The organism is Pseudomonas lactis, from assembly GCF_001439845.1.
Lineage (GTDB): Bacteria > Pseudomonadota > Gammaproteobacteria > Pseudomonadales > Pseudomonadaceae > Aquipseudomonas > Aquipseudomonas lactis.
The window spans coordinates 203,063-225,381 of record NZ_JYLO01000005.1 but is presented as its reverse complement, the minus strand read 5'-3'; the positions used below and the strand labels follow the sequence as shown (position 1 = coordinate 225,381).

Here is a 22,319-nt window from a genome sequence, read left to right as displayed (position 1 = left end):
GCCTGCTCCCACCGTTTTATCGGGTTACCCCAGGCTTACTCCACTGGGTCACTCACTGGCTTAGCGATGATCGCCTTCAACTCGCTGGTCATCGGGAACTCCAGGTTCAAGCCCTTGGGCGGAATCGGCTGCTCGAACCAGCGTTGGTAAATCCCGTTGATCTCTCCCGAGCGGTACAGATCGCCCAGGGTTTGGTTGACCACCGCCAGAAACTGCGGGTCATCCTTGCGCACCATGCAGCTGTAGATTTCCCGTGATTGCTCCTCGCCCACCACCACCCAATGATGCGGGTCCTTGGCCTTGGCGCGCTCGCCGTAGAGCAATGCATCGTCCATATAGAACGCTACGGCCCGGCCAGTCTCGAGCATCTTGAACGCTTCGCCATGGTCCTTGGCACTGATCACGAACATATTGGCTTTGTGTTCAGCGTTATAACTTTTGAGGAAGCGCTCATTGGTGGTGCCGGCGGTGGTCACCACATTCTTGCCCGCAAGGTCGGCAAAGCCTTTGATCCCGCTGTCCTTGGCCGTCAGCAACTGGCCCTTTACGTAGATAAACCCGTAGGAGAACGCCACCTGCTTCTGCCGTTCAGCCGTCACGCCGGTGGAGCCGCACTCCAAATCCACAGTGCCGTTCTGCACCAGTGGGATCCGGGTTTGGGACGTCACCAGGTTGTACTTCACCTTGAGGTCGCCCACTGCGGTTTTCTGCTGGATACGCTCGACAATCTTGTTTGCCAGATCCACCGAGTAACCCATCGGCTTGCCACTGCTATCCCCCACGTAGGAAAACGGCACCGACGCATCGCGATAGCCCAGGGTGATGGACTTGGCGCTGGCGATCTTGCTCAACGCGCCCTCCAGCGGCGCTTCGGTTGCATGGGCCTGTGCGCTCAACAAAAGCCCCAGCGCGCAGCCGGTCAACAGGATCTTTTTCATTGTTATTCTCCGTTGGTCTTTGAGGTTATTTACGTACTGCTATCACGCTGATTTCCACCAGCACATTCGGTCGTGCCAGTTCTGCCTGCAGGGTGGTGCGCGTGGGCGCCATGCCTGGCGAGAGCCATGCGGACCAGACTTCATTCATCGGCGCAAAACCGGTACCGATGTCCTTCAGGTAAATCGTCGCGTTGAGTAAATGGTCCTTATCACTGCCCGCCTCGGCCAGCAGCGTGTCGATCCTGGCCAGCACTTCGCGGGTCTGGGTGGCCACATCCAGGCCGTCGCCGGGGACCTGGCCCGAAAGAAACACCAGGTCCTTGAACGTCACGGCACCGCTGAGTCGTTCGTTGCTATTAATTCGGGTGATGGTCATGGCTGCATCCTCAAGCGGCGCGGGGCGTCAGGCCCTGCATATCAATGGAAGGGGTGCGCTGGTCGATCAACTCGGCCAATAGTTGGCCGCTGCCGCAGGCCAGGGTAAAGCCAAGGGCACCGTGGCCCAGGTTCAGCCACAGGTTGCGATAGCGGCTGGCACCAATCAGCGGCACGCCCGTTGGCGTGGCCGGGCGCATGCCAGCCCATTCGAGCGCGTGTGCGTAGTCAGCTGCATGGGGAAATGTCTCTACTGCCTGGCGCTTCATCAACGCCAGACGCGAAGGCTCAAGGCCGGCATCGAATCCCACAATATCCACCATGGCCGCGACCCGAAGTTGCTCACCGAGACGTGCGTAGACGATCTTGCGGTCGTAGTCGGTGATGCTCACGTTCGGCGCCTGGTGTTGCGGGCCAATCGGCACGCTCAGGCTGTAGCCCTTGAGCGGATATACGGGCAGTGACAGCCCCGGCAGTGCCAACTCAGCGCTGCGATAACCGGCCGCGAGCACCAACTGCTCGACCGGCATTACCTCGTCACCCAGTTCGATGGCCTGTACCGCACCGCCAGCATGGCGCAACCCGGTGACCTTGCGCCCGAGCAAGAACCGGCAACGCCCCGACGCGTCAAGACGGGCCGCCAACTGCCGGCAAAAAGCGTGGCAATCCCCCACCTCCTCATTCGGCGTATAGATGCCACCGACAAAGCCACCGTCCGCCAATGCGGGCTCCAGGCGAGCGCACTCAACAGACGACAACACCTGTTGCTGCAGGAAATTTGTGACCTTGGCGCGCGCATGTTCAAAGGTGCTGGCGCTGCGAAACATCACCAGCTTGCCGTTGCGCCGCCAGTCGAAGCCGCCCAGGCGATCATCCTCGCGCCACTGCTGTAACGTGCTCTGACTCAGGGTAGCCAGGCGCAGAAGATGGGCACCGTTACGCGTGTTGACCGAACCTCGGCAAGCGCCGATAAAGGCCGCCATCCAGCGCCATTGCTGTGGGTCGAGGCGGGGTCGCAACTTCAAGGGCGAGTCACCCCGCAGCAACCACCCGATTGCCTGCAAGGGCACGCCCGCGTCGGCCAGCGGCGCAACATAACGATAAGACAGTTGCCCACCGTTGGCGAAACTGGTTTCGCTGCCCAAGGTGCCACGGGCATCGATCAGTGTGACCTCATGGCCAGCCCGCACCAACGCATAAGCGCTGGCCAAGCCGATAACCCCACCGCCGATGATGCAAACCTGCCTGGCCATCCCAGCCCCCAACCGTTGATTAAGAGCGCTCAGCGTAGAGCCAGGTGACAGGTCACCGACAATGAATAAAGATGGCTCACCTATAAACAAAGGTTATGGGACTCGCCATGCGCTTGCGTCATATCGAAATCTTCCAGGCCATCCGTCAGACCGGCTCCATCAGTGCCGCCGCGCAGTTGCTGCACGTCTCGCAACCGGCGGTGACCAAAGTGCTGCAGCACGCCGAGCTGCAGTTGGGCTTTGCGTTATTCCTGCGGGTACGGGGTAAATTGCAACCCACCCCGGAAGCCCTGGCGCTGGAACGCGAAGTCGAGAAAGTCAGCGCAAGCCTGCAAGGCGTGCGGCGCCTGGCGAAAAGTTTGCGCCGCGAACCGGGACAAAGCATTCGCATCGGCGCAATCCCGGCGCTGGCGCTGGCGCTGCTACCGCCGGCGGTCCTGGAATGGAAGCGCGATTACCCGGACATTGCCTGTGAACTGTCCAGTGACCATAGCCACGAGCTGGTGCAAAAGCTGTTGATGCGCGAGATCGACCTGGCGCTGACGCTCAACTTTTCCGGGCATCCGGGGCTTACCACTCAAGTACTGGCCAACGGCGTGCTGGTGGCATTGGCGTCCAAAGGCTATTGGCCGGACGCCGAACAGCATCAGCCCCTGCCGTTGGCCGAACTGGCCGGTGCGCCCTTGATCGGCCTCTCCAGCGCTGACCCGCTGGCCGCCAAGCTGGAGAGTTATCTGGAAAGCGTCGACCCGCCACCAAGAGTGACGATCTCGGTGCAGACCTACTCACTGGCCCGCGCCATGGTCGAATCCGGCGCGGGCCTGACCGTGATCGATCCGTTCACAGCATTGGGTGCTTCAACGGCCACCACCCATATCCGAACGCTCACCCCGCCGCTGCCGATTACCCTCTACGCGCTGACCCGTGCCAACGAACCTCCACCGCATATGCTGGCCAAGTTGCTAGAGATTTTTGGTAGCCGCGCCCAGGTGTTACTGGAACGCCTTTAAGTGTGGGAGCCGGGCTTGCCCCCTCCCACAATCAGAGCACGTAATGCATGATCGCCACGAAATGCAGCAGGCTGCCGCCAATCACAAACAAATGCCAGATGCCATGGGAATGGCGCAAGCGATCCTCCAGGGCAAAAAAGATAATGCCTACGGTGTACAGCACCCCACCGGACGCCAACCAGATAAAACCGGCCGTGCCCAGCGCCGCCATCAGTGGCTTGACCGCCACCAGGACGATCCAGCCCATCACGGCGTAGATCACGATGGACAGAATCCGCGCCTCCGAGCGCGGCTTGATCTCCTGCAGGATGCCGATCACCGCCAGCCCCCACACAATCCCGAACAGCGTCCAGCCCCACGGCCCGCGCAGGGTCACCAGGCAGAATGGTGTGTAGCTGCCGGCGATCAACAGGTAAATGGAAAAGTGATCTACCTTCTGCATGATCGCTTTTCGCCGGCCCCGCACGCTGTGGTACACCGTTGACGCGCTGTACAGCACCATCAGGGTAAAGCCATAAATCGCCACGCTGACGATCTTCCAGGGGCTGCCGTCCAGGCTCGCCACCACCAACATCCACACGGCGCCAATACAGGCCGCGACTGCACCGAGCAAATGGCTCCAGGCGTTGAATCGTTCCCCGTGGTACATCTGTCACTGACCTCCCGTCACCCTCAAGAACAGGCGGACAAGCGTCCAGCCTTGCGCATCAGAGTGCAAGCGGCACATGACGTTCCGGCGACGACGGCGGCGTTTACGGGCACAATCGAGCGCAATCGAACAAGAGCCCACGGCCATGCTGATCGACGAAGAATTCACCCTCAAGAAACTGGAGATCTTCCTGGCGTTCATGCGCACCGGCAACCTGGCCCGCGCCGCCGCCGAGTTGCAAACCAGCAATGTCAGCGTGCACCGCGCCATCCACTCCCTGGAAAATGCCCTGCGCTGCCCGCTGTTCAAACACGAAGGGCGCAACCTCACCCCGCTGGAAAGCGCCTACGTGCTCGAAGAGCGTGCGCAGAAACTGGTGGCTGATGTGGTCGACAGCGTGCGCCTGACCCGCGAAGCCGCTGGGTTCTCGGCCGAACGTTTCAAGCTCGGCTCGCTGTATTCGCTCACGGTCAAGACCGTGCCGCAATTGATCATGGGCCTGAAAATCCGGCGCAGCGAACTCAATATCGACCTGATCCTGGGCTCCAACTTCGACCTGCTCTACAAGCTCAAGAACATGGAAGTGGACGCGATCCTCATCTCCCTCGACGAACACGCCCACGACCCCGACTGTGAGCAGATCGCGCTGTTCAGCGATGACATCTTCCTCGCCACCCCGGCCGACTCGCCCCTGGACCGCAATCAGGAAATCGACCTGGCCGACGTGCGCGATGCCACCTTCATCACCCTCACCCAGGGCTTCGCCACGCATCAGGACGGCAACCGAGTGTTCCATCAGGCAGGGTTCGAACCGAAGGTGGCGATGCAGGTGAACGATATCTTCACCTTGCTGAGCATGGTCAGTTCAGGGGTGGGTTATGCGCTGCTGCCCGGGCGGATCGCGGCGGTGTATGAGAACCGCGTGAAGCTGATACCGCTGCAGCCCAGGTATCGGTTGCAGCAGCAGATCGGTGTGGTGTTTTTGAAAGCCAAAGAGCGCGATCCGAACTTGCTGGCGTTGTTGGCGGAGTGTCGGATGTATGCCAATCGCCAGGTTTGAGGCCGCCATCGCACAACTTCGGCACGACGCTAAACCTGTGGCGAGGGAGCTTGCTCCCGTGACGATTAGACAGCCGACGCCAATCTACCAGACACCCCACGATCCAACTGTGGGAGCTGGCTTGCCTGCGAAGACGGCCTAACAGTCAACACAGCTGGATTGTGTACATATCCATTCCTGCGGTAACGGCTACTTAGGGTTCCGCCCTGACGGCGGCTCACTTTTGAACAGCGCAAAAGTAAGCAAAACGCTCTTGCCCCACCACTCGGCACCTCGCTTGGGCTCGGTGTGCCCGTAATTCGTCAGTGATTTGGGGGGCCGCCTAAGATCAAGAGCAGATCAAGATCAAGAGCGGCTCGCTTCGCATCGTGGTTACCGTTGAGCGCTACAGAGTTGTGTAGATACCTATGCTGCGATGAGGCCCGACCTGTCAGCCCACCAACCCACGCATCAGCAAAAACAACAACGACGGCCCCAGCAAGCACCCCAGCGCCGTATAGAACGCCGCCGTCAAACACCCATAAGGCACCAGCTTCGGATCAGTCGCCGCCAAGCCGCCCGCCACGCCGCTGGAGGTGCCCATCAAGCCACCGAAGATCACCGCGCTACGTGGATTGTTCAGCCCGATCAGCGGCGCCACGAACGGCGTCATCACCATCACCAGAATGGCCTTGATCAACCCTGCGGCAATGGACAGCGCCATCACCTCGGAGCTGGCCCCAATCGCCGCGCCGGTCACCGGGCCGACGATATAGGTCACGGCCCCGGCGCCGATGGTGGTGAGGCTCACCGCATCGGTGTACCCGAACGCCATCGCCACCCCTACCCCGGCAACGAACGACGAGCCCACACCGACAAACAGCGCCAACACACCCACGAAGCCCGCACGTTTGAGCTCATCGACACTCACGCCAAACGCCGTGGCGACAATGGCAAAGTCCCGCAGCATCGCACCACCGAGCAGGCCGATGCCCGACAACAGCGGAATATCCACCACGCCCTTGGAACCACCGGTAAACGCACCGCCCACATACGACAGCGCCAACCCCAGCAGAATGGCAATGGCCGAACCATGCAGGCGGCCCTTGGTGAAGGTATCGGAGATCCAATAGGACACCCACATGGTCAGGCCGATCACGGCAAAACCACTGATCAAGCCGTAGCCGGTGATCACTTTCATCATCGATTCGTACATGGCGATCACCCGGCTTCTTTGGTGGGAACAGGAGCAACCGGCTCGCGGTTACCGATACGCACCAGCACGGGCACCAGGGCAAAGCCGAGCACCACGGCGAGGGTCCCGGCCAGAATCGCCATCGGCCCACCGCTGATGGCGCCATACACGTTTTGCTGGGCAGCCATCGCCACCACAATCGGGATATACACCGCCGCCCAGAAACTCACGCCTTGCTCTGACTTGACAGTAAACAGGCCGCGTTTGCTCAGGTAGCTGCCCAGGCCGATCAACAGCAGCATGGCGATACCCACCCCGCCGACGTTGGCCGGGATACCCAGCAGCTTGCCCAGCAGTTCACCTACAAACAGCCCTGCCAACGTGCAGAACGCCAAAAAAGCCACACCGTAGATAATCATGGTTGTTGTCCTCAAAGTGCTCGTTCGAAATTGTTGTTTTTGTGCTTCGAAAGCCTTGGGTATTGCGTTATCGGTGGCGGCGTTCCTCCTCTTGCAGCAGAGCCTGCAAGGTGTCCAGGCGGGCGCCTTCGCAGGCGATCACCGTGCCTTGTTCAAAAACACGGCGTGACAGACCGGTGAGCACCGCACCCGGAGGCAGTTCGATTTGCAGGCGCACACCGCGCTCGTAGGCGCTTTGCACCGTGCCGCGCCAATCGACGACGCGGCACATATTGAAGGCCAGGTCGTCACGCAGGTGTTCGGGGTTGTGGATAGGTCGCGCGCGGGTGCTGCTCAGGTAGGTGATACGCGGCGCCTTGAGCGGGACGAAGGCTTGCAACAGTGCCTGGGCGGGTTGCTCCAGCAACGGGCAATGGGACGGCACGCTGACGGCCAGGCGCTTGGCGACGCCGTTGCCTTTGATGCGCTCGGCAACCCGCTTCATCGCCTCGTTGCTGCCGGCGATGACGGTCTGGTTGTCGGCATTGATATTGGCCAGGTACACCGGCATTTGTGGGCTGTGGATATCCGCCAGCAAGGCCTCGACGCTGGACAGATCAGGGCCGATCAGCGCGGTCATGCCATAGCCCTGTGGATAAGCCTGCTGCATCAGTTCGCCACGCAGGCTGACCAGTTTTATCGCATCAGCGAAGTCCAAGGAGCCGGCGATCACCGCGGCTGGGTAGGCGCCAATGGACAGGCCCGCCACATAATCCGGCGTGCACGCCAATCGTCGGGCATGGGCCACGCCGGCGATCAACAGGCACAGTTGCACAGCCCGCGTCGATTCCAGCGCCTGCGCCGAGTCGAGCAGACGAACGTCTTCACCCAGGGCATCACTGGCCTCTTGCACAATGTCGGCCGGCAACCCCTGGAGCATGCCGCTGCGTTGGGCCCCCTGCCCCGGAAACACCAGAAGGCTGCTCATGCCACGGCCTGCCAAGGGTCGAGCACAAGGTGCGCACCGCTGACGGTCTTGAGCAGTACACGGCGTGACGGGCCGGCCCATTCGCGCAAGGCGACGGCGCCGAAAGGGGTTTGCAGTTGCAGGTCGACGGCGCAGGGCGCGGTGCCCAGGATTGCCAACAACGCTTTCGCCTCGCTACGAGCCAAAGGATTGGGCGTGCACAGAATCAAATCCAGGTCACTGTTGGCATGCAGCGCTTCAATGCCACTGGCCAATTCAAACCCGGCACTGCCACTGACGCCCCAGTCTTGCTGCGCCAGCACCGGGCGCAGTTGATCGAGGGCCCGCAGCGCCGGTAAATCCCTTGGTGAGGGCACGTCTCGCAAAGCTTGCGGCGCCACCCGCCGTTGCACTGCCGCAATGGGCAACTGGGCGGCAAAACGCTGCTCACGCAAACGCCCACGCACACCGACCGCCACGTGGCCCGGCTCGGCGATGGCGCGCCGCACCACCACCGGATGCCCGGCACGGATCGCATCCCGCGCCCAGGCCGGGGCATCGGCAGGCAGATGCGCCAGGGTCATGCCCCAGAGCAAGTCGTGGGCGTTCACCATTGCTCCCGCAACAGCTGGCGCACGTGGCTGGAGGCAGCCCGGTTGGTCGCGCCGAGGCGTGAGCTCAAGTCGGTACTGCCGATATCCTTGACCGCCTGCACCAGGCAATCGCTGACCCGCGCCACGTCATCCGCCGTGGGTTGTTCAATCTGGGTGACTGTCAGCGTCTCCCACAGCAAACCCAGGCTGGCATAGCTGTCGATGTCATAGGCCATCGGCGGCACGCTGGCGGCCAGGGCTTCCAATTCTTCCACGCTGCGCAAGGTCACCCGTGCCGCCGAGGCTTTGCCCATGGCATGCACCATCACGCCAGGATCGCGCAGGGCGATCAGGCGATTGGCCTGGTAGCCGTGGGCCAGGAACGCGCCAGACATGGCCTTGCCCACCAGCAGGGCGATCACCGGGTGACCGGCAAGCCGGGCGCGAGCGTAGCTGTCAGCAGCGGCGGCCAGGGCCTGATGAATGCCCAGGGCTTCTTCGCGGCGGCCATAGGCTTGGCTGGGTACGTCGACGATAGCGATGATGGGCCGCTTGTCACCCCGGACGATGGCTTCGTCCACCGCCTTGGCCAAGCCCCAGCCTTCCAGCAGGCCGACTTCACCATTACGGGCACGGGGGAAGCGGTTATGCGGGTCGGGAACCACGGCGATATAGCGCACCGCCTGTTCACCCAATACTCCGTCCGCCACTTTCAATGAGCCCGGCAAACCCTCAACGGGCGTTGCGTTGGTGCTCAATGCGTTGAACCACTGCAAGCCTCTCATGAGCGTTCTCCCTGATACAGCGCGCGAACCGCGCCGGGCTCGATCTGCGCCGTGGCGTCCAGTTCGGCCAGGCGCGCCAGGTAGAAATCAGCGCGCCGGCTGCGAGGTTGTGCGGGCACACCTTGCTGCAACAGTGCGCTGACGGTCTGCTGGATCTGCGCCACATCGTCCGCCACATAACGGTCGGCCAATCCACTGTTGAAGCGTTGCTCGCCACCGGTAAAGCTCCAGATAAAAGGCCGGTCGCGGGAGTCGTACTCCTCCAGGCCCGCCTCCTGTTCGATCACCTGCGGGCCATTCAAGCCCAGGCGTGCTTCGCGAGTGACCACCAGGTAACTGCACAAGCCAGCCGCGATGGACATGCCCCCAAAGCAACCGACACTGCCGGCCACCACGCCGATCACCGGCTGGTACTGGCGCAGGTCGACAATCGCCGCGTGAATATCGGCAATGGCGGCCAAGCCGAGGTTGGCTTCCTGCAAACGTACGCCGCCCGTTTCCAGCAGTAGCACCGCGCAGGTGGGGATGCCGTTGCGGTTGTCTTCGGCGGCCAGTTCCAAGGCGCCCGCGATTTTTGCGCCGCCGACTTCACCCAGGCTGCCGCCCTGGAAGTTGCCTTCAATCGCGGCAATCACCACAGGCTTGGCGCCGATGCTGCCCTTGGCGATGACCACACCGTCATCGGCTTGGGGCACTACGCCTTGGCGGCTGAGCCACGGCGACATGACCCGCTGGAACGGGTCGATCAGTTCGCGGAAGGTGCCCGCATCCAACAGCACCTTGGCGCGCTGCCGAGCACCGAGTTCGACAAAGCTGTGTTTGGCGAGTAAGTCAGTCATGGCCGATCTCCTCGAAACCTTGCTCCAGGCGCAAGCGCACTACGCCGGGCGTGGCACCGAAGTCGTGGATATCAATGTTCAGGGCCGGCGGCGTCTGCTCCTGGAAGATGCGTTCGAACAGGTGCTGCCAGCGTTGCTGCGCGCCATTGACTGAGGTTTGCACCTGAATGGTCAGGGTGCCGGGCGTGCCCGGCTCCAGCAGCACTTCCAGGTCGCCCGAGCCGACGCAACCCACCAGCGCACGGCCTTTGGGGGGCTGCCCGGCGGGGAATTCAAAGGACAAGGTTTCCATCACAACGCTCCGTCGAGGCGGTCGATAAACAGGCAGGCGGCCAACAGGTCGGCGGCGCCACCGGGGGAGGCATTCAAGGCCAGCAGTTGCAGGTCCAGCTCATGCAATTGGCGGCGCCCCGCGAGGGTTGCGCTGCCACCGGCGTCGAGCACGGCCTGGGCGCCCTGTTGCATGGCGGCCAAGCCTTGGGTACCGGCGCGGTAGAGTACGCAGGTGTCTGCCAAGTCCGTCATGATCGCCAGCAAGGCATCCAGACGGGCGTTCTGTTCACCGGCATTTTCGCGGCGGCTTTTGTGCAGCTGCGGCAGGCCGCGTTGGATTACCGAGGGGAAGCCGAGCTGCGCTTCTTCACGGGCACCGCGTGCACCATAACGCTGGGCAACCTGGGCGCCATGGCTCATGGGCTGCGGTGCGTAACGGTCGTTGAGCAGGGCCAGTTTGGCGGCGGTCAGGGTTACGGCACGGGGTTCCAAGGCCGCCGCAGCGGTGAGCAACCCCAGCGCCCAGATCGCACCGCGATGGGTGTTCACGCCCTGGGTGGTGGCGAGCATGGCCTGCTCGCCTTCCCGGCCAATACGCCCGAGCGCTTCGCGCAACGGCAGGCCGACTTCGCCGATGTCGAGCGCAGCCTCGGCCATTTCCTTGAACATCGGCCACAGTGACAGCGCCGAAGCGTGCATCAGCCCCAGGTGCAAATCGCTGTGGGCACCATTGCCACGCCGGTCCACCAGCGCAGGCTTGGGCGACAGGTCGGCTTCATCGATCAGCGCATCGACGGCCATATCCGCGAGGCGATCGGCGAGGCTGAGTTCATGCAGTTTGAGCGCGCGCATTTACCAGCTCCTGAACTTGGCGGGCGGGTTGTACAGGCCACCGGACCAGTCCACCAGGTCGGCTACGCTCTTGGCGGCCAACAACTCGCGGGTGGCGTCGGTGCGGCGAATACCCAAGTCTTCGGGCAAGGCAATCAAGCCTTCGCGACGCATGCGCGCAGTGTCCTTGGGGTTGTGGCGCATGCCGATGGCGGTCACCCCGGCGACGGCGGCGATCATCGCCTGGCGTTCTTCCAGGGAGCGCGCCTTGTACAGGTAGGCGATGCCTTCTTCGGTGAGCAAATGGGTGACGTCGTCACCGTAGATCATGATCGGTGCCAGGGGCATGCCGCTTTTGCGCGCCACTTCCACCGCGTCCAGGGTGTCGACAAAGGTCGGTTTGCCGCCCTCCTGGAAGGTCTCGACCATCTGCACCACCAGTTTTTTGCCGCGTTCAAGCAGGGCTTCTGGCGCATCGTCGTGGCGCATATCCAACCAGGCTGGGGTGCCATGGCGGCGGCCGCGTGGGTCGTGGCCCATGTTCGGCGCGCCACCAAAACCGGCGAGGCGGCCACGGGTCACGGTGCTGGAATGCCCGTCGCCATCCACTTGCAGGGTGGCGCCGATAAACAGGTCCACGGCGTACTGGCCGGCGAGTTGACAGAACATGCGGTTGGAGCGCATCGAACCATCGCGGCCGGTGAAGAACACATCCGGGCGAGCGGCGATGTAGTTTTCCATGCCCAGTTCGGTGCCGAAGCAATGCACACTCTCCACCCAACCGCTTTCAATCGCCGGGATCAATGTGGGGTGCGGGTTGAGGGTCCAGTTGCGGCAGATCTTGCCTTTCAGACCCAGGGATTCGCCGTAGGTGGGCAGGATCAATTCGATGGCGGCGGTGTTGAAGCCGATGCCATGGTTGAGCGACTGCACATTGTGTTTTTCGTAGATGCCACGGATCGCCATCATCGCCATCAGCACATGCACCGGCTTGATATGGCGTGGGTCGCGGGTGAACAGCGGTTCGATGTAGAACGGCTTGTCGGCCACCACTACGAAATCCACCCAGCTTGCGGGGATGTCGACACGGGGCAAGTCGGTGACGTCATCCACCAACTGGTTGACCTGCACAATGACGATGCCATCGCTGAAGGCAGCAGGCTCGATCAACGCCGGGGTGTCTTCGGTGCTGGCGCCGGTGTAGATGTTGCCGGCGCGGTCAGCCATGAAGCCGGCAGAGAGCACCACGTTGGGGATCAAGTCCACCACCAGCCGTGCGTAGAGTTCGATGTAGGTGTGGATCGCGCCGATTTCCAGCAGGCCGTCTTCCAGCAACTGGCTGATGCGCAGGGATTGGGTGCCGGCGAAAGAGAAATCCAGCTTGCGGGCGATGCCCTTTTCAAACAGGTCCAGGTGCTCGGCACGGCCGACGCTGGGCATGATCATGTGCAAATCGTGGAGCTTGGCCGGGTCGGCCTTGGCCAGGGAGCGCGAGAGGAAATCGGCCTGCTTCTGGTTGTTGCCCTCCAGCACCACGCGGTCGCCGGGGAGGATCAAGGCTTCAAGGGCCTCGACGATCTTGTCACTGGGCAACACTGCCCCGTCTGCGTATTTTTTGACCAGCCCGAGCCGCCGCTGCTTCTCGTCGCGCCGCCGCGTCCAGCGCGAGTCGGGGGTGATGGTTGTTGTCATGGTCGCTCCACGGGGTTTGCTGTCGTGGGCTGTACCTTAGGAGCGAATGTGGAGAGGCATCAATCAAGCTTGGTGCTGGATCGTTACGGCTGGAGTAACGGTGCAGCGCCACGCCTGCGGTAATACAGCGATGTGCTCAATATCGAGCAAGCCACCAGACTATTTAACGTCAGTATCCAACCCGGTGCCTTGGACCATACCGAGGCAAGCGTCCCTACATAGAGCACCAACAGCACAACAAGTATGAGAAATAGACCCAGTCCGACCGACTCTCCCCATTTAGCGAATTTGTTACGGCACTCAAGCAGCACAATGCTCAAAAAGGTGAACAAGAAGGTAATAAGCATGATTCCAAGCGCATGATCAGTTGCCACTATGCGGCCAGAGAGCTTCGAAATAAGGAAAAGAAAAATCATGGACAGAGAGGACAGCCCCAACCAGACAAAGGCGTAATCAAGAATGTTGAACAACGCCCGTTTGAACTTCAACGCCTCGACCGCATTCGGCTCCGCCACGAGTGCAACAGCCAGCAGACCGGACCCCAGCCCTCCAAGGGTCATGATGATGAAGTTGTTTAAAACGTTAATTGTGTCTTCGGGAACACCGATCAACTGGATAAGCAGTAGGATAATCACTGCACCTACAGTGGAAATCATGGCCCCCCATAGCGCACCACGCCCCTCAGCCAATGACCTGACTGCGGACGCTGTTGCGGTCACTGTCAGGACCCATAAGATCAAAGCGCCGGTAACCATGTTGTAGAGAAATGAAAAACTGTTGCCTACTGCGCCAAGAAATTCCATCACGCCCACATCACTCCATCCCTAAAACTGATTCCTGCTTATCGGCCGTAGCACATAAAGCTTGATGTGGGAGCTGGCTTGCCTGCGATGGCGGACTGTCAGTCAACATCTCAGTAGCTGACCTACCGCCATCGCAGCATAGGTATCTACACAATTTTGGTGCGACGCTGAACCTGTGGCGAGGGAGCTTGCTCCCGTGACAGCCTGACAGCCGGCGCTGATCTATCTGACGCACCGCAATCCAACTGTGGGAGCGGGCTTGCTCGCGAAGGCGGCCTGACAGGCGACACAGTTGGACCGTGTACATATCCATTGCTGCGGTAACGGCGACTTAGGGTTCCGCTCTGACAGCGGGTCACTTTTGGAAAAGAGCCCCAAAAGTAACCAAAAGGGCTCTTGCCCCACCACTCGGCACCTCGCCTAGGCTCGGTGTACCCGTAATCCGCCAGTGATTTGGGGGGCCGCCGCCACGCGCCATCCATGGCGCGGGGCGGCTAAACCGGCATCCCTGCCGGTTTACCCCCCAAATCCCTGTCGAATTCCGGCCAGCGTGGTTTAACGGGGCGCCTAAGATCAAAAGCAGATCAAGAGCGACTCGCTTCGCATCGTGGTTACCGTCTGCTGTTACAACCCACAAAGTTGTGTAGATACCTATGGCCGCAGGCAAGCCAGCTCCCACATGGGTCGGTGGTGTTGGTTAGATAGCGGTCCCAAAGAGGGAATGATCAGTCCCTTTTTGGGACCGTTTCAAGTTGCTGGCGATGGGCTGATTTGCTCCAGCGCTCTATCGACCAACAACTGACCCAGCTCGGCCATTTGCTGAATTCCCAGCATGATGGCGCGCTGGGAAGTGTCCAAGTCGAAGGCCAGGTTGCAGGTGAGCGCATTGAGCGAGGACAGGGTTTCGCTGGCATTGACCAGCAGGGTTTCGGTGTCTTGGTGGGGGTTTACGGTGAAGAGCGGTGGATTGGGCGTAGGTTTGACCATGATTTACAGCTCCGATATGTGATGGAGGCTGCCCTCTCTCCGCTTGCACGCGAATGAAGGTGGCAGCTGTACGCAGGTGTGCAAGACCGGGCATATCGGACCCCGGCAGACTCCGAAGAATCTCCCACGCACAGCCGCCATAACGAGTACAGCAGGCATAAAAAACGCCCGTCGAATGGCTATGGGCGTTGGTGCGCCGACATGTAACCGGACTTGCACGTCCGTGTCACCGTTTTTTGCGATGACGGAGCGAAGACTAGGCGCGATGATCAATCACAACAAGTTCATGCACAGCCCGACATCTTGCAGGAAAAATCTGAACGCTAGCTCCTCACAACACCATCATCACCCTGACCTTCCCCAGGCCCTCCAGCGCATAACTGTGGTACTCATACACTTCTCCCTGAATAACCAGATGCAGGGCACCCCCCTCATTATTGACTTGAACATCCGGCTCTTTTGTTTTGAGAAAAGGAGGTGCAGACACTAATGCGCTGAGTATTTCCTGATCACTTCCCAAATCCTTATGCACGTAGTACCTGTAGGAAAACCCCACCGTCGCGCCACCTTGGCCATCTCGCGCACCATAGATCGACATACCGTTGCCCAGGGAATGCTTCAACACCACTTCATCCAGGTCCGGTGTTCCGGGCGACAGGACCCAACTGCCGCCGATATAGAGCAGGCAGATCACAAGCAGGCAATTACGCAGAACAGGTATGAGGCGCTTAGTGGCCTTGCGAAATGGCATATTCGATACCTCTTCTTATCCAATATTGATCCCGTGGGTCGTCACCAAAAGGCTCACCGCCCCACCATGATCCAAAATCCGGACGAGTCGTTCTGGCGACGGTTTGAGCCACACCGGCGGCTCGCAGCAACACATTTTCGGGAATGCCCAGCACCGTGCCTGTGGCACCGTAATTGAAGTTACCAAAAGCTTCGTACTGACGCCCCTGCTTCTTGTAGTTCCAAGGGCCGGCCGCACGGACCTGGGAGTAAAACCAGGAATAGGCGAATGCCGAGCCGGGCTTGAGATGAATGCGCTTGCAGTTGGATATCGCCATGTTTTCAAGAATTGAAAGACCGGGCGGCATTAACGGTACGGCCATTTGCGAGCCCTTGCTGGCAGTGAGGAGTGCAGAAACTAGCCACTCCACTGCGACCTGAAAACCCGCCTATTCCCAATTCAGAACTCGCCTACAGCAACTCCGCCCTATTCCGACATATCGCCGATTATTTGCAAGCTCTGCGTGGATTGATTGAGACATGAAGATGAGCGCTGCTCAGCGTGGGAGCTGGCTTGCCTGCGATAGCGGTAGGTCAGCTACTGAGATGTTGACTGACAGGCCGCTATCGCAGGCAAGCCAGCTCCCACAGTAGATCTTCATAGGGCTCAGGATCAGGCCAGGCCGGACTCCACCAACAACGCTTCAAGCCCCATCAAATCCGGCACCTTCGCCACCTGCTCGCCCACTTGCACCGCCGCCAGTTCCAGCGGGCACAGGGGCACGTCCACGTAGCTCAATTCGCTATCGAGCTTGTACGAGCGCGGAATGCCCTGGATCACCAGGGCAATGAATTTCAACGTCGGTCGCCCGCCCAGTGCGTTCAACACCACGATGCGTGAGCGTTCACCCGTCATGCTGGCTTCTCCGCAGGCCGCTTCAAAGCTGATCAACGGAATCTGCCGATCGCGCCACGTAACCTGCCGCAGGTACCACGGCGGTGCATCGCTGGCCGGCTCGCCGCGCTGGAAGTCGATCAGCTCGGCCACGGCAACGTTGGGCAGCACCAGGTGGCGGTCGGCCAGGGGCAGCAGCAGGCCGGTGAGTTGGCTGGTGCGGTGCTCAAGCATGGGACTTGCTCCAGTAGGCAATGCTTTCCAGCAGCACCGACTCTTGGTACGGCTTGCCGAGGTAGTCGTTGACGCCAATGGCCATGGCGCGGTCGCGGTGTTTCTGGCCGGTGCGTGAGGTGATCATGATGATCGGCAAGCGCATCAGGCGTGGGTCGTTGCGTATCTGAATGGCTACTTCGAAGCCGTCCATGCGCGGCATTTCGATGTCGAGCAGCATCAAGTCCGGGGTGTGTTCTTCCAGGATGGCAAGGGCGTCGATCCCGTCCTTGGCGGTGAGCACGTTCATGCCGTTGCGCTCCAGCAGGCGGCTGGTGACTTTGCGTACGGTGACCGAGTCGTCCACCACCAGTACCAGCAGCGGGCGTTTTTTCAGCGGGTCGTTGAGGATCAGCGGCGCATCCACCACCTGGGCCGGCAAGGCCGGTTGCCGGGCGCGGATGTGCGCCAGCAGGTCGATGATCAGCACCACATGGCCGTCGCCCAGGATGGTCGCGCCGGTCACGCCCTGCACCCCGGAGAATTGCGGCCCCAGGCCCTTGACCACAATCTCACGGGTACCGGCCATGGCATCCACATGCACCGCCACGCGGCGCTCATTGCAGTGCACCAGCAGCACCGGCACCGGCTGGTATTGGCCCAGCAGTTTCGGGCGGCTGGCGGTGTGCAGCAGGTCGCCTAAGTAGAACAACTCGTAGCGCTGGCCGGCGTATTCATAGTGCGGCGGGTCTTGCTGGTAGTGCCCGGCCAATTCGTGGGGCAGCACGCGCACCAGGCCTTCGATGGTGTTGAGAGGGATCGCGTATTGGTCGTCCGCGCAGTGCACCATCAGCGCACGATTGACCGACACGGTAAACGGCAGGCGAATGCGAAAATGCACGCCCATGCCCGGCGTCGAGTCGATCACCATGGAGCCGCCGAGCTGGCGCACTTCTTCATGCACCACGTCCATGCCCACGCCGCGCCCGGAAATCTGGGTGATTTTTTCGGCGGTGGAAAAGCCCGGCTGCAGGATGAACTGCAACACGTCACGGTCGCTCATCTCTTGATGGGGCGCGAGCAAGCCGCGCTTGATTGCCTTGCGCCGCACCGCTTCAAGGGGCACACCCGCGCCGTCGTCGCGCATGTCGAAGACGATGTCGCCGCCTTCGTGGGTCAGGTCCAGGGTGATGCGGCCCTTCTCCGCTTTGCCCGCCGCCAGCCGCACTTCGCGCGACTCCAGGCCGTGGTCGACGGCGTTGCGCAGCATATGCTCCAAGGGTGCCGCCATGCGCTCCAGCACATTGCGGTCCATCTCGCCTTCGGCATTGCCGACGATGAACTCCACGTCTTTGCCTAATTCGCCCGCCACTTGCCGCACGATGCGCTTGAGGCGTGGCAACATGCGCTCGAAAGGCACCATGCGCGTGCGCATCAGGCCTTCCTGCAATTCGGTGTTGATGCGCGCCTGTTGCTGCAGCAGGTTGTGGGCATCCTGGTTGCGGCGCTCAAGGGTGTCCTTGAGGTCGAGCAGGTCGGAGGCGGATTCGGACAGCGCACGGGCCAGCTGTTGCAGCTGCGAATGGCGGTCCATTTCCAGCGGGTCGAATTCTTCGTAGCCCAGGCGTTCGGCCTCGGCTTGCTGGCGGCTCAGGAGGCGGCCCTGGGTTTCGCTGTCGAGCCGGCGCAGCTGGTCGCGCATGCGCTCGATGGTGGTTTCCATCTCATTCAAGGCAATGCGCGCATCCTTGACTTGCTGCTCGATACGCCCACGGAAGATCGAGGTTTCGCCGGCGAGGTTGACCAGGTCATCGAGCAAGTCAGCAGAGATTTTCACCATGTCGGCAGCCGGATCGGCGACCGCTTCGGCCTTGCCCGCCGGCAGTGCCACGGGTGTAACCGGCTCATCACTGGGGTGCACCAGGCTCTTGATGCGCTCGATCAGTTTATCCACCGAGCCCACCGGCAACCCCTCGGCCACGGCGTCGATCATTTGCGCCAGGCGGTCATGGCAGCCTTGCAGCAGAGCGAACAACTCAGGGGTCGGCGCGAGCAAACCGGCGGACAGTCCTTCGTAGAGAAATTCCAGCTCATGGGCCAGATCGCCGATCGGCCCGATCTCGACCATGCGTGCGCCGCCCTTGAGGGTGTGCAGGTCACGCAGCAGGGTTTCCACTTCCTGGCGATTGCCCGGCTCGGCCTGCCAGCGCACTAACGCGCTGCCTGAACTGTCGAGGATATCGGCGGCTTCTTCGAGGAAGATATCCAGCAATTCCGGGTCGGCACCCGAGGCTGGCGTCACAGCGGCCGGCGCTGCCGGGCTGCTGGCCTGGCGCAATTCCCGTAGCCTTTCGACCAGTTCGGCGCCGTCACTCAAGGGTTGCTGCTGTTGCAGCTCGTCCAACTGTTGGGCCAAGCGCTCATGGCTGGCCATCAGTGCCTGGGACAGCTCCACGGAATAGCTGTAGCGGCGGTCCACCAGCCCCTCATAAACGCATTCGAGCTCATGGGCCAAGTCGCCCACCGGGTCGATTTCGGCCATGCGCGCACCGCCCTTGAGGGTGTGCAGGTCCCGCTGCAACGAGGACAAGGGCGCGGCGTTTTCGGGTTCCAGCAGCCAGCGCTTGAGCGACTGGCCGGCGCTGTCGAGGATGTCTACGGCCTCTTCAAGGAAGATCTCGACAATCTCGTCGTCCATCGCCGTTGCGTGATCCAGCTGCGCAGTGGCCGCGCCCAACTCGGAAATACTCAGGGCGCGGCTGCCGTCGCTTTTGATCAGCCCTGTGGCGGACGGGTCCAGTGCTTCATCGAGCAACTCGCGCAATGCCTGCAGCCGTGCGGGCGCGGGGCTGATTTCCTGGCCGGCGGCCAACTGGTCGAGCATATTGATCAGCGCGTCGTGGGCCTGTTCGGCCTCCTGGAAGAAGCGGGCGCTGACCGCCAGGCTGCTTTCTTCCACCGCGCCATAGAGGTCGAGCAAGGCTTCGCACAACGCGTCGATAGGGTGCAGGTCGGCAAGGTGCGCGCCCTCGCCCAGGGTGGTCAGCTCGTCCAGCAACGCCGTGAGTTCCTGACGGTCGCCGGGGTGTTGCTGCCAGCGACGCAGCAGGCTTTCGGCGTCGAGCAGGATGTCCATGCCCTGGGCCAGAAAGTTGGTGATCAAGTGCGGGTCACGCTTGACGCGCAGGCCGGTCGTGGGCGCGTCGAGCAAGGCGGCGAGTTGATGGTCCAGCAGGCGTTGGGTGCGGCTGATCAGGTCGGCGGCGCCGTTGATCGGCGCCAGGGGATGGGTGTTCAGGTCTCGCAGGCCGCGCTGGAACAGACCTTGTGCTTCAAGTAGCAACGCCACTTCGTCCTTGCCCAGCGGCAGGCGGTGGGCCTTGTATTCACGGGTGAGGTGATCCAGCGGGCGCGCCAGTTCGGCGATGGGCAATACGCCGGCCATGTAGGCGCTGCCCTTGAGGGTGTGCAAGGCGCGTTGCAGTTCATCGCTGACCTGCAGCGGCATCTGCTCGGCGGCCTGTTGCAGGAAGTACTCGAGGCTGTCCAGATGGCCTTGGGCTTCGTTGCGGAAGATCTCCAGCAGCATCGGGTCATGGGGCTCGGTGGCCGACGTGACGGCGCCACTGGCCAGGGCATGGGCTCGGGCGGCCAAGGCATCGACCTCATCGCGCTGGCGTTGGTCGTCGCTGGCAAAATCGGCGATCAGCTCCGGCAGCAGGGCCACGGCCTCATCCAATACCTGCTGCACCTCAGGGCCGAGGGCTACGCTGCGTTCCAGCACGCGATTAAGCAGGTTCTCCACGGCCCAGGCCAGCTCGGCCAGCACCAGGGCGCGCACCATGCGGCCGCTGCCCTTGAGGGTATGGAAGGCGCGGCGCATTTCGCCCTGGGCGGTTTTGTCCGCGCTGTCGGGCAGGTAGCGATGCAGCACGTCGAGGACTTCATCGGTTTCTTCCAGGAAGACTTCGCGCAGTTCATCGTCAATCGGTTCTTCACCGGCCGGCGGCGGCAACAAGCTGCCGGGACGCTGCAAGGCCGGAGGGTTGAGACGTGAGGTTGGGCTCGCCAGCGCATCGAATTGCGACTGGCTGGGTGCGGCCTCGGACAGTGCCCCCTCGGGCGCGGCCAGGGCCTGGCGCCAGGGTTTTTCCGCCGGCAGGTAGCCCAGTGCATTCAAGCCCTGGGTGGCCAGTTCCAGCACTTTTTCGCCCGCCGCGTCAGGGTCTTGAAGCATGCGTTCGAGGTAGTACTCCAGGCTGCTGACCACCTCGGCGAAATGCCCCAGCTGTGCCGCCGAAGGCGCGGCGTCATTGACCATCAACTGCTCATCGACGTAGTCGGTGCAACCGCGCATCAAACTCGCCGCGCGCGGCAAAGGAATCATCGCCAGGGCACCGCGTACCTGGCTCAACAGCTCGGGCAAGGACTCCAGGCGCTGACGGTCCCAGTCGGCCTCGATGCAGTCGATCACCAGCTCCTTGGCTTGGCGCAGGCACTGGCACGACTCGCGAATCACCAGCTGGTGAATCTGGGTCAGGTCGGTGGTGGGCAAGCGGCTGTCTTCACGGCTTTGCGGCTCGACGGTGCCGATCATCCCGGCCAGCGTCGCTTCGACATACAGCAACGCGCCGGCCACATCCATCAACACCGCGTCATTGGGTTCGCGCTGCCCCTGGACCAGGCTCAACACCACGGCGAGTTGGTCGATGATCACTTTGCGCGGCTGGCCGAAACCCAGCACCGCGAGGGTATCGGCGATCTGGCGTAACGGCGCCAGCAAGGGGTCGAGGTCCTGGGTGTGCTGGCGATCACTGCGCACGAACAGATCCAGGCGTTCCTTAACCCGCACCAGCTCCTCACACAACGCCCCGAGTACCGAGCCCATGGCATTGCGATCCGGCCCAGCCAGCCGCGCACGTTCAGCATCGACCACGGCGCTGTCGGGCAAGGCTTCGTCCAAGCCGTAGCGTTCCTTCAGGCTTTGCATGCGCGGCGTCGGCCGGGTGACTTTGGCGACGTAGAACAACAGGCTCTTGAGCAACTCATCCGGCGCCGGCTGGTTGATGCCATTGACGCCTTGAACCAGCAAGCGCTTGAGCTGTTTATCGCTGGCCTTGAGCAGGCTGCGCAGCGCCGGGCTGTTGGCGACCACGCCGGTGAGCATGCCTTCGACCAGCGCCGAGGTGACCTGCCACAACGGCAACAGCGGCGCGCCCTGGCACAGCGCTTCGAGGCGTGCGAACACCCGGGCCATGTCTTCCAGGTTGCTGGGGCCGTGGTCTTCACGCAGCAACCCGGCAAGGGCTTGTTGCAGCAGGTGGCGCCATTGGCGCAACTGTTCATGCAGATCCGGCGTTGCCCGTTGGGCCAGGGCTTGCTCAGGCAACGGCTCGATCAATAGTAGTTGCGGGCTGAACAGGCTGGTTTCCGATAGCAGGCTTTCACCACGGGCACTGCGCAAGTCGTTGAGCAGCGGCAGCACCACCAGCGGCAAGTCGCGGCGGGCACTGTGCACGCGGTCGAGGTACAGCGGCAGTTGGCCGAGGGCTTGTTGCAGCAGGCGGATACTTTCATCGCGCTGGCCGACGTGCCCGGCCTGGAGCGCCAGGGCCAGTTCCTCGATCTCTTCGGCCAACAGCGCCGCGCCGTAGAACTCGACCATTTGCAGCGCGCCATGCACCTGGTGGATACCGGCCAGGCATTCGTTGAGGGCGTCGTCGTCATGGGTTTCAACGTACGCGTCCAGGGCCGACCGGGCCTGCTTCAGGGTTTCGGCAATATCGCCCTTGACCCATTCGAGGGCCACGTAGTCGTGCCGATCAACCATAACTGCTCCGCTTAGAATTCATGAG

Annotated in this window: 21 protein-coding genes; 2 read left to right on the top strand and 19 right to left on the bottom strand. The window is 61.9% G+C overall.

All coding sequences use genetic code 11. From position 1 onward, the window contains the following. Positions 1 to 35: 35 nt before the first annotated feature. From TX24_RS09980 to TX24_RS09970, 3 genes are read right to left on the bottom strand one after another with little or no spacing between them, the layout of a single operon-like run. Entirely contained in the window at positions 36 to 938 is a 903-nt protein-coding gene (locus tag TX24_RS09980) for a transporter substrate-binding domain-containing protein (protein WP_057710255.1), read from the bottom strand. Positions 939 to 963: 25 nt separating this feature from the next. Further along, entirely contained in the window at positions 964 to 1,314 is a 351-nt protein-coding gene (locus TX24_RS09975; protein ID WP_044271895.1) for a RidA family protein, read from the bottom strand. A gap of 10 nt (positions 1,315 to 1,324) precedes the next feature. Next, positions 1,325 to 2,566, bottom strand: coding sequence for a D-amino acid dehydrogenase (locus TX24_RS09970; protein WP_047711977.1), 1,242 nt, complete (start codon positions 2,564 to 2,566; stop codon positions 1,325 to 1,327). Positions 2,567 to 2,673: 107 nt separating this feature from the next. Here TX24_RS09970 and TX24_RS09965 point away from each other — a divergent pair, with 107 nt between their 5' ends. Further along, complete coding sequence (locus TX24_RS09965; RefSeq protein WP_044272113.1) at positions 2,674 to 3,576, top strand: LysR family transcriptional regulator; 903 nt, start codon at positions 2,674 to 2,676, stop codon at positions 3,574 to 3,576. A 31-nt stretch (positions 3,577 to 3,607) separates the two neighbouring features. Here the strand turns inward: TX24_RS09965 and trhA are convergent, their stop codons facing one another. Continuing rightward, positions 3,608 to 4,225, bottom strand: coding sequence for a PAQR family membrane homeostasis protein TrhA (trhA, locus tag TX24_RS09960; protein WP_003195019.1), 618 nt, complete (start codon positions 4,223 to 4,225; stop codon positions 3,608 to 3,610). Positions 4,226 to 4,370: 145 nt separating this feature from the next. On the opposite strand from trhA, the gene TX24_RS09955 reads away from it, so the two are divergent. Next, positions 4,371 to 5,285: a LysR family transcriptional regulator gene (locus TX24_RS09955; protein ID WP_032894764.1), complete on the top strand. Its 915-nt coding sequence runs from the start codon at positions 4,371 to 4,373 to the stop codon at positions 5,283 to 5,285. A 430-nt stretch (positions 5,286 to 5,715) separates the two neighbouring features. On the opposite strand, the gene madM is transcribed toward TX24_RS09955, so the two are convergent. From madM to TX24_RS09885, 15 genes are all read right to left on the bottom strand, one after another. Beyond that, positions 5,716 to 6,480 carry a malonate transporter subunit MadM gene (gene madM, locus TX24_RS09950; protein WP_032897715.1) on the bottom strand — a complete coding sequence of 255 codons (765 nt, stop codon included), beginning with the start codon at positions 6,478 to 6,480 and terminating at the stop codon, positions 5,716 to 5,718. A gap of 5 nt (positions 6,481 to 6,485) precedes the next feature. Next, on the bottom strand, positions 6,486 to 6,878 hold the full coding sequence (gene madL / locus TX24_RS09945) for a malonate transporter subunit MadL (RefSeq protein WP_057710254.1): 393 nt from the start codon (positions 6,876 to 6,878) through the stop codon (positions 6,486 to 6,488). Between the two features lie 67 nt (positions 6,879 to 6,945). After that, entirely contained in the window at positions 6,946 to 7,845 is a 900-nt protein-coding gene (mdcH, locus tag TX24_RS09940) for a malonate decarboxylase subunit epsilon (protein ID WP_047711978.1), read from the bottom strand. Beyond that, entirely contained in the window at positions 7,842 to 8,438 is a 597-nt protein-coding gene (locus TX24_RS09935; protein ID WP_057710253.1) for a malonate decarboxylase holo-ACP synthase, read from the bottom strand. Before TX24_RS09935 ends, mdcH begins: the two co-directional genes overlap by 4 nt. Then, the gene (gene mdcE / locus TX24_RS09930; protein ID WP_047711980.1) at positions 8,432 to 9,202 is read right to left on the bottom strand and encodes a biotin-independent malonate decarboxylase subunit gamma; all 771 of its coding nucleotides are present in this window, start codon (positions 9,200 to 9,202) and stop codon (positions 8,432 to 8,434) included. Before mdcE ends, TX24_RS09935 begins: the two co-directional genes overlap by 7 nt. Continuing rightward, positions 9,199 to 10,041 (bottom strand): biotin-independent malonate decarboxylase subunit beta, encoded by an 843-nt coding sequence (locus TX24_RS09925; RefSeq protein WP_047711981.1) that lies wholly within the window; start codon positions 10,039 to 10,041, stop codon positions 9,199 to 9,201. The genes mdcE and TX24_RS09925 overlap by 4 nt, the downstream gene beginning before the upstream one ends. Next, a complete protein-coding gene (locus TX24_RS09920; RefSeq protein WP_014720312.1) occupies positions 10,034 to 10,333 on the bottom strand; it encodes a malonate decarboxylase subunit delta in 300 nt (99 codons plus the stop codon). Before TX24_RS09920 ends, TX24_RS09925 begins: the two co-directional genes overlap by 8 nt. Next, positions 10,333 to 11,166, bottom strand: coding sequence for a triphosphoribosyl-dephospho-CoA synthase (locus tag TX24_RS09915; RefSeq protein WP_047711982.1), 834 nt, complete (start codon positions 11,164 to 11,166; stop codon positions 10,333 to 10,335). Before TX24_RS09915 ends, TX24_RS09920 begins: the two co-directional genes overlap by 1 nt. Next, positions 11,167 to 12,837, bottom strand: coding sequence for a malonate decarboxylase subunit alpha (gene mdcA, locus TX24_RS09910; RefSeq protein WP_057710252.1), 1,671 nt, complete (start codon positions 12,835 to 12,837; stop codon positions 11,167 to 11,169). An 83-nt stretch (positions 12,838 to 12,920) separates the two neighbouring features. Further along, a complete protein-coding gene (locus TX24_RS09905; protein ID WP_125970807.1) occupies positions 12,921 to 13,649 on the bottom strand; it encodes a hypothetical protein in 729 nt (242 codons plus the stop codon). A gap of 738 nt (positions 13,650 to 14,387) precedes the next feature. Then, complete coding sequence (locus TX24_RS09900; protein WP_003195043.1) at positions 14,388 to 14,627, bottom strand: DUF6124 family protein; 240 nt, start codon at positions 14,625 to 14,627, stop codon at positions 14,388 to 14,390. A 331-nt stretch (positions 14,628 to 14,958) separates the two neighbouring features. Beyond that, positions 14,959 to 15,378 carry a hypothetical protein gene (locus tag TX24_RS09895; RefSeq protein ID WP_047711985.1) on the bottom strand — a complete coding sequence of 140 codons (420 nt, stop codon included), beginning with the start codon at positions 15,376 to 15,378 and terminating at the stop codon, positions 14,959 to 14,961. Beyond that, positions 15,356 to 15,739, bottom strand: a complete 384-nt coding sequence (locus tag TX24_RS30635; protein ID WP_082628796.1) for a polymorphic toxin type 44 domain-containing protein — start codon at positions 15,737 to 15,739, stop codon at positions 15,356 to 15,358. Before TX24_RS30635 ends, TX24_RS09895 begins: the two co-directional genes overlap by 23 nt. Before the next feature lie 290 nt (positions 15,740 to 16,029). Further along, a complete protein-coding gene (locus TX24_RS09890) occupies positions 16,030 to 16,485 on the bottom strand; it encodes a chemotaxis protein CheW (protein ID WP_003195048.1) in 456 nt (151 codons plus the stop codon). Then, positions 16,478 to 22,294, bottom strand: a complete 5,817-nt coding sequence (locus TX24_RS09885; protein ID WP_057710250.1) for an Hpt domain-containing protein — start codon at positions 22,292 to 22,294, stop codon at positions 16,478 to 16,480. Before TX24_RS09885 ends, TX24_RS09890 begins: the two co-directional genes overlap by 8 nt. Positions 22,295 to 22,319 lie beyond the last annotated feature (25 nt).